General features: G+C 65.0%; 5 protein-coding genes. All 5 read left to right on the top strand.

What is annotated here, in order from left to right; all coding sequences use genetic code 11:
• Nucleotides 1–195: 195 nt before the first annotated feature.
• The 5 genes from PMI38_RS17980 (at nt 196) to PMI38_RS18000 (ending at nt 5,914) form a co-directional block, all read left to right on the top strand.
• Entirely contained in the window at nt 196–1,470 is a 1,275-nt protein-coding gene (locus PMI38_RS17980; RefSeq protein WP_008096828.1) for a glycerate kinase type-2 family protein, read from the top strand.
• The gene (gene pyk / locus PMI38_RS17985) at nt 1,467–2,882 is read left to right on the top strand and encodes a pyruvate kinase (RefSeq protein WP_008096830.1); all 1,416 of its coding nucleotides are present in this window, start codon (nt 1,467–1,469) and stop codon (nt 2,880–2,882) included. The genes PMI38_RS17980 and pyk overlap by 4 nt, the downstream gene beginning before the upstream one ends.
• A gap of 197 nt (nt 2,883–3,079) precedes the next feature.
• Complete coding sequence (locus PMI38_RS17990) at nt 3,080–3,955, top strand: urea transporter (RefSeq protein ID WP_008096832.1); 876 nt, start codon at nt 3,080–3,082, stop codon at nt 3,953–3,955.
• 44 nt (nt 3,956–3,999) lie between these two features.
• Nucleotides 4,000–4,824: an ion transporter gene (locus tag PMI38_RS17995; RefSeq protein ID WP_008096834.1), complete on the top strand. Its 825-nt coding sequence runs from the start codon at nt 4,000–4,002 to the stop codon at nt 4,822–4,824.
• A 91-nt stretch (nt 4,825–4,915) separates the two neighbouring features.
• Nucleotides 4,916–5,914 (top strand): sulfate ABC transporter substrate-binding protein, encoded by a 999-nt coding sequence (locus tag PMI38_RS18000; protein ID WP_008096836.1) that lies wholly within the window; start codon nt 4,916–4,918, stop codon nt 5,912–5,914.
• Nucleotides 5,915–5,946 lie beyond the last annotated feature (32 nt).

Below are 5,946 nucleotides of genomic sequence, written 5' to 3' on the forward strand. Positions count from 1 at the left end.
AAGCCGGCTCCCACAAGGACTGCACACCCTCACCTGTGGGAGCCGGCTTGCCGGCGATGAATTCCACACCGATGGACCTGTGACCACAGGTCCATGGGTGACACCGAGCAACACCCGCCCCTGGTTCGGCCTGCACGGAGGCAGTTCCAGGGGCGTTTTCGATTTTGAGAACAACAAGAATTCTGGGAGCCTGCCATGTCGGTCGATCCGCAAAAACTTCTGGGCGAGCTGTTCGACACAGCCATCGCCGCCGCCCACCCGCGCCAAGTCCTCGAACCCTACCTGCCCGCCGACCGTAGCGGCCGGGTCATCGTCATCGGTGCCGGCAAGGCCGCTGCCGCCATGGCCGAAGTGGTCGAGAAGAGCTGGCAAGGCGAAGTCTCCGGGCTGGTCGTGACCCGCTACGGCCACGGCGCCAACTGCCAGAAGATCGAGGTGGTCGAAGCCGCCCACCCGGTCCCCGATGCCGCCGGCCTGGCCGTGGCCAAGCGCGTGCTGGAGCTGGTCAGCAACCTCGATGAAGACGACCGCGTCATCTTCCTGCTCTCCGGCGGCGGTTCCGCCCTGCTGGCCCTGCCGGCCGAAGGCCTGACCCTGGCCGACAAGCAGCAGATCAACAAAGCCCTGCTCAAGTCCGGCGCCACCATCGGCGAGATGAACTGCGTGCGCAAGCACCTCTCGGCGATCAAGGGCGGCCGCCTGGCCAAGGCCTGCTGGCCGGCCACCGTCTACACCTATGCCATTTCCGATGTCCCGGGCGACCTGGCCACGGTCATCGCCTCCGGCCCCACCGTGGCCGACCCAAGCACTTCGGCCGATGCCCTGGCGATCCTCAAGCGCTACAACATCGAAGCACCCAAAGCCGTCATCGACTGGCTGAACAACCCCGCCTCGGAAACCGTCAAGCCCAACGACCCGGCCCTGGCCCGCAGCCACTTCCAGCTGATCGCCAAGCCCCAGCAGTCGCTTGAGGCCGCTGCCGTCAAGGCTCGCCAGGCAGGCTTCAGCCCGCTGATCCTCGGTGACCTGGAAGGCGAATCGCGCGAAGTGGCCAAGGTGCATGCCGGTATCGCCCGGCAGATCGTCCTGCACGGCCAGCCACTGAAAGCGCCATGCGTGATCCTGTCCGGTGGCGAAACCACCGTGACCGTGCGCGGCAATGGCCGTGGCGGGCGCAATGCCGAGTTCCTGCTCAGCCTCACCGAAAGCCTCAAGGGCCTGCCGGGCGTGTACGCCCTGGCCGGTGACACCGACGGCATCGACGGCTCGGAAGAGAACGCCGGCGCCTTCATGACGCCTGACAGCTACGCCCGCGCCGAGGCCCTGGGCCTGTCGGCGAGCGACGAGCTGGACAACAACAACGGCTACGGCTACTTCGCCGCGCTCGACGCGCTGATCGTCACCGAGCCGACCCGTACCAACGTCAACGACTTCCGCGCCATCCTGATCCTCGAGACTGCCCAATCATGACGCCTGATAAAAAAGTCAAAATCCTCGCGACCCTCGGCCCTGCGATCAACGGCATCGACGACGTTCGCCAACTGGTCGAAGCCGGGGTGAACATCTTCCGCCTCAACTTCAGCCACGGCGAGCACGCCGACCACGCCCTGCGTTACCAGTGGATCCGCGAAGTCGAGCAGCAGCTGAACTACCCGCTGGGCATCCTCATGGACCTGCAGGGCCCGAAACTGCGCGTGGGCCGCTTTGCCGATGGCAAGGTCCAGCTGCAACGCGGCCAGGCCCTGCGCCTGGACCTGGACAAGACCCCGGGCGACAGCCGCCGGGTCAACCTGCCGCACCCGGAAATCATCGCCGCGCTTGAGCCCGGCATGGACCTGCTGCTGGACGATGGCAAGCTGCGCCTGCGGGTCACCGCCAAGCACAGCGACGCCATCGACACCGAAGTGCTGGCGGGTGGTGAGCTGTCCGACCGCAAGGGCGTCAACGTGCCCCAGGCAGTACTCGACCTGTCGCCGCTCACCGAAAAAGACCGCCGCGACCTGGCCTTCGGCCTGGAACTGGGCGTGGACTGGGTGGCGCTGTCGTTCGTGCAGCGCCCGGAAGACATCACCGAGGCCCGCCAGCTGATCGGCGACCGTGCCTACCTGATGGCCAAGATCGAGAAGCCATCGGCCGTCGAGCAGCTGCAGGCCATCGCCGAGCTGTCCGACGCGATCATGGTCGCCCGTGGCGACCTGGGCGTGGAAGTGCCGGCCGAAAGCGTGCCGCAGATCCAGAAGCGCATCATCGGCACCTGCCGCCAGCTGGGCAAGCCGGTGGTGGTGGCCACGCAGATGCTCGAATCCATGCGTTTCTCGCCAGCGCCGACCCGCGCCGAAGTCACCGACGTGGCCAATGCCGTGGCCGAGGGTGCCGACGCAGTGATGCTGTCGGCCGAGACGGCCTCGGGTGACTACCCGCTGGAAGCGGTGCAGATGATGAGCAAGATCATCCGCCAGGTGGAGAATGGCCCGGATTACCAGGCCCAGCTCGACGTAGGCCGGCCGAAGGCCGAGGCCACCGTGTCCGATGCCATCAGCTGCGCGATCCGCCGTATCAGCGGCATCCTGCCGGTGGCGGTGCTGGTCAACTACAGCGAGTCGGGCGCCTCGACCCTGCGTGCTGCGCGTGAGCGGCCACGGGCACCGATCCTCAACCTGACGCCGAACCTGAATACCGCTCGCCGCCTGAGCGTGGCCTGGGGTGTGCATTCGGTGGTCAACGACCGTCTGCGCCAGGTGGACGAGGTTGTTTCCACGGCGCTGGAGATCGCGCAGGCCCAGGGAATGGCCAGCCGTGGCGACACGTTGCTGATCACCGCCGGTGTGCCTTTCGGCAAGCCAGGTTCGACTAATACGCTGCGGATCGAGACATTGATCTGATCCAAAGGCCTTTTCGCGGGACAAGCCCGCTCCCACAGGTGCATATGTAGCCTTGAATGCTATGCGGTACCTGTGGGAGCGGGCTTGCCCCGCGAATGGAGGGCGAAGCCCTCCCCTTGCACCGGTGTAGAAAACCTGCGGAAAACCCGAGGCCCAAAGAGGCCCACCGCTCCCCCATCAACCTTTACCGACTGCCCATGTACACCAAAAATTTCGTCAACCCGTGCCCCGACTGGGCCACGGCCTTGCTCAACGGCTTCAGCCAGGTGCTGCTGCTGCGCAACCCCCTGTGCGGCCTGTGCTGCCTGCTGGCCATCCTGCTCACCGCCCCCAGCCTGGTCGGCGGCGCCCTGCTCGGCGCGCTCGCCGGCCTGCTCACCGCCCAGCGCCGCGGCTATGACCGCGCCGACCGTCAGGCCGGGCTGTACTCCTACAACGGCGTGCTGATCGGCATCCTGATCAGCGCCGTGCTGCCCTGGTCGGCGATCATGCCGCCCCTGATCATCGCCGCCGGCGGCCTGTCCAGCATCATCACCCACCAGTGGCGCAAGCGCGGCGGCAAGTTGCTGATCGCCTACACCGCACCCTTCGTACTGCTGGGCTGGGCCACCCTGCTGCTGGCCACGCCTTCGCCCAGCGGCTTCGTCGAAGCCGACCCACTGTTAGCACTGGCGCGCGGTGTGGGGCAGATCTTCCTGCTCGACCAGCCATTGGCCGGGTTGCTGATCATCGCCGGCATGTTCATCGCCAACCCATATGCCGCCCTGTGGGCCGTGATCGGCTCGGCCATCGGCGGTGGCGTGGCGCTGCTGGCCGACCAGGCCCAGGCGGCCTGGCTGGGCCTGTACGGCTTCAACGCGGCGCTGGCGGCACTGGCCTTCAGCCGACAGGGCGAACGCCCTTGGGTGACACTGCTGGCGATCGCCCTGGCCTTGCTGCTGCAACCGCTGTTCAAGCTGCTGCCGGTGGCCGGGCTTACCGCCCCCTTCGTCGTCGCCTGCTGGCTGATGCACATCGGCAAGCATCTGGCACAACTGAACCAGCGCAGCAGCGCCCGCCGCTTGCACAGCTGAAAGCCAGCCCCTAGGCTCAGGCCATCGCCCAGTGGAACGAGCCCATGAACAACCCTGCGAGCCTGCGCGAGCAGCTCTACGTCATCGTCTTCCAGACCGACACCGTGGCTGGAAGACGCTTCGACAAGATCCTCCTGCTGATCATCCTCGCCAGCCTGGTCACGGTGATCCTCGACAGCATCGACGAGGTGCACCGCAGTTATGCGGGCCTGCTGGCCGGCATCGAGTGGGGCTTCACCGCGATTTTCCTGGTCGAGTACATGGCCCGCCTGTACTGCTCGCCCAAGCCCTTGCGCTATGCCTTCAGCTTCTACGGCCTGGTCGACCTGCTGGCGATCGTGCCCGGCATCATCGCCCTGTACTACAGCGACGCGCAGTACTTGCTGATCATCCGGGTGATCCGGATGCTGCGGATCTTCCGCGTGCTCAAGCTCAGCCCCTACCTGAAGCAGGCCCATTACCTGATGGAGGCGCTGCGCGGCAGCAAGCAGAAGATCATCGTGTTCCTGGTCAGCGTGTCGACCCTGGTCACCGTGTTCGGCACCCTGATGTACGTGATCGAAGGGCCGGAGCATGGCTTTACCAGCATTCCGAAGGGTATCTACTGGGCCATCGTCACCCTCACCACCGTGGGCTTCGGCGATATCGTGCCGAAGACGCCCCTTGGTCAGGTGCTGTCGTCGCTGGTGATGATCACCGGTTACTCGATCATCGCCGTACCCACCGGCATCTTCACCGCGGAACTGGCCAACGCCATGCGCGGCGAACAGCTGCAACATGACTGCCCGACCTGCCGCAAGAAGAGCCACGAGCACGGCGCGGCATTCTGCTCGCGGTGCGGCAATTCACTGTTCCCGAAAACCGAATAAGCAAAGATCCATTTGGTCTTTAATCGCCCAGGAACGAAACGCTATAGTCGCTGGCACATTGCCAAACACTTGAACAACAAGGAAAGCCTCAGTGAAAAAACTGTTCACCGCCTCGCTGCTCGTCGCAGGCATGGCCCTCGGCAACCTCGCCCAGGCCGCCCCTACCCTGCTCAACGTTTCCTACGACGTGATGCGCGACTTCTACAAGGACTACAACTCGGCCTTCCAGAAGCACTGGGAAGCCGAGCACAAAGAGAAGGTCAATGTGCAGATGTCCTTCGGCGGTTCGAGCAAGCAAGCGCGCGCGGTGATCGATGGCCTGCCGGCCGATGTCATCACCATGAACATGGCCACCGACATCAATGCCCTGGCCGACAACGGCAAGCTGGTGCCGGACAACTGGGTGACGCGCCTGCCGAACAACAGCGCACCGTTCACTTCGGCCACCGTGTTCATCGTCCGCAAGGGCAACCCGAAAGCGCTGAAGGACTGGCCAGACCTGCTCAAGGATGGCGTGCAGGTGATCGTGCCCAACCCCAAGACCTCGGGTAACGGCCGTTACACCTACCTGTCGGCCTGGGGCTACGTGCTCAAGCAAGGCGGCGACGAAACCAAGGCCCGCGACTTCGTCGGCAAGCTGTTCAAGCAGGCGCCGGTGCTCGATACCGGTGGCCGCGCCGCCACCACGACCTTCATGACCAACCAGATCGGCGACGTGCTGGTGACCTTCGAGAACGAAGCCGAGATGATCGCCCGCGAGTTCGGCCGCGATCAGTTCGAGGTGGTCTACCCGAGCGTGTCGGCCGAGGCCGAGCCGCCGGTGAGCGTGGTCGACAAGGTGGTGGCGAAGAAAGGCACCCAGGCCGTGGCCGAAGAGTACCTGAAGTACCTGTGGTCGCCAGAAGCCCAGGAAATCGCCGCGCAGAACTACCTGCGCCCGCGTGATGCGACAGTGCTGGCCAAGTACACCGACCGCTTCCCGAAAGTCGACTTCCTGTCGGTGGAGAAGACCTTCGGTGACTGGCGCAACGTGCAGAAGACCCACTTCAATGACGGTGGCGTGTTCGACCAGATCTATTCCAACCAGTAATTGATGCAGGCAGTACCGGCCCTATCGCCGGC

The sequence above is a fragment of the Pseudomonas sp. GM84 genome (assembly GCF_000282535.1).
GTDB lineage: Bacteria > Pseudomonadota > Gammaproteobacteria > Pseudomonadales > Pseudomonadaceae > Aquipseudomonas.

Coding starts and splice junctions, on each gene's coding strand:
- PMI38_RS17990 (WP_008096832.1), top strand. CDS start 3,080: ATGTACACCAAAAATTTCGTCAACCCGTGCCCCGACTGGGCCACGGCC.
- pyk (WP_008096830.1), top strand. CDS start 1,467: ATGACGCCTGATAAAAAAGTCAAAATCCTCGCGACCCTCGGCCCTGCG.
- PMI38_RS17980 (WP_008096828.1), top strand. CDS start 196: ATGTCGGTCGATCCGCAAAAACTTCTGGGCGAGCTGTTCGACACAGCC.
- PMI38_RS17995 (WP_008096834.1), top strand. CDS start 4,000: ATGAACAACCCTGCGAGCCTGCGCGAGCAGCTCTACGTCATCGTCTTC.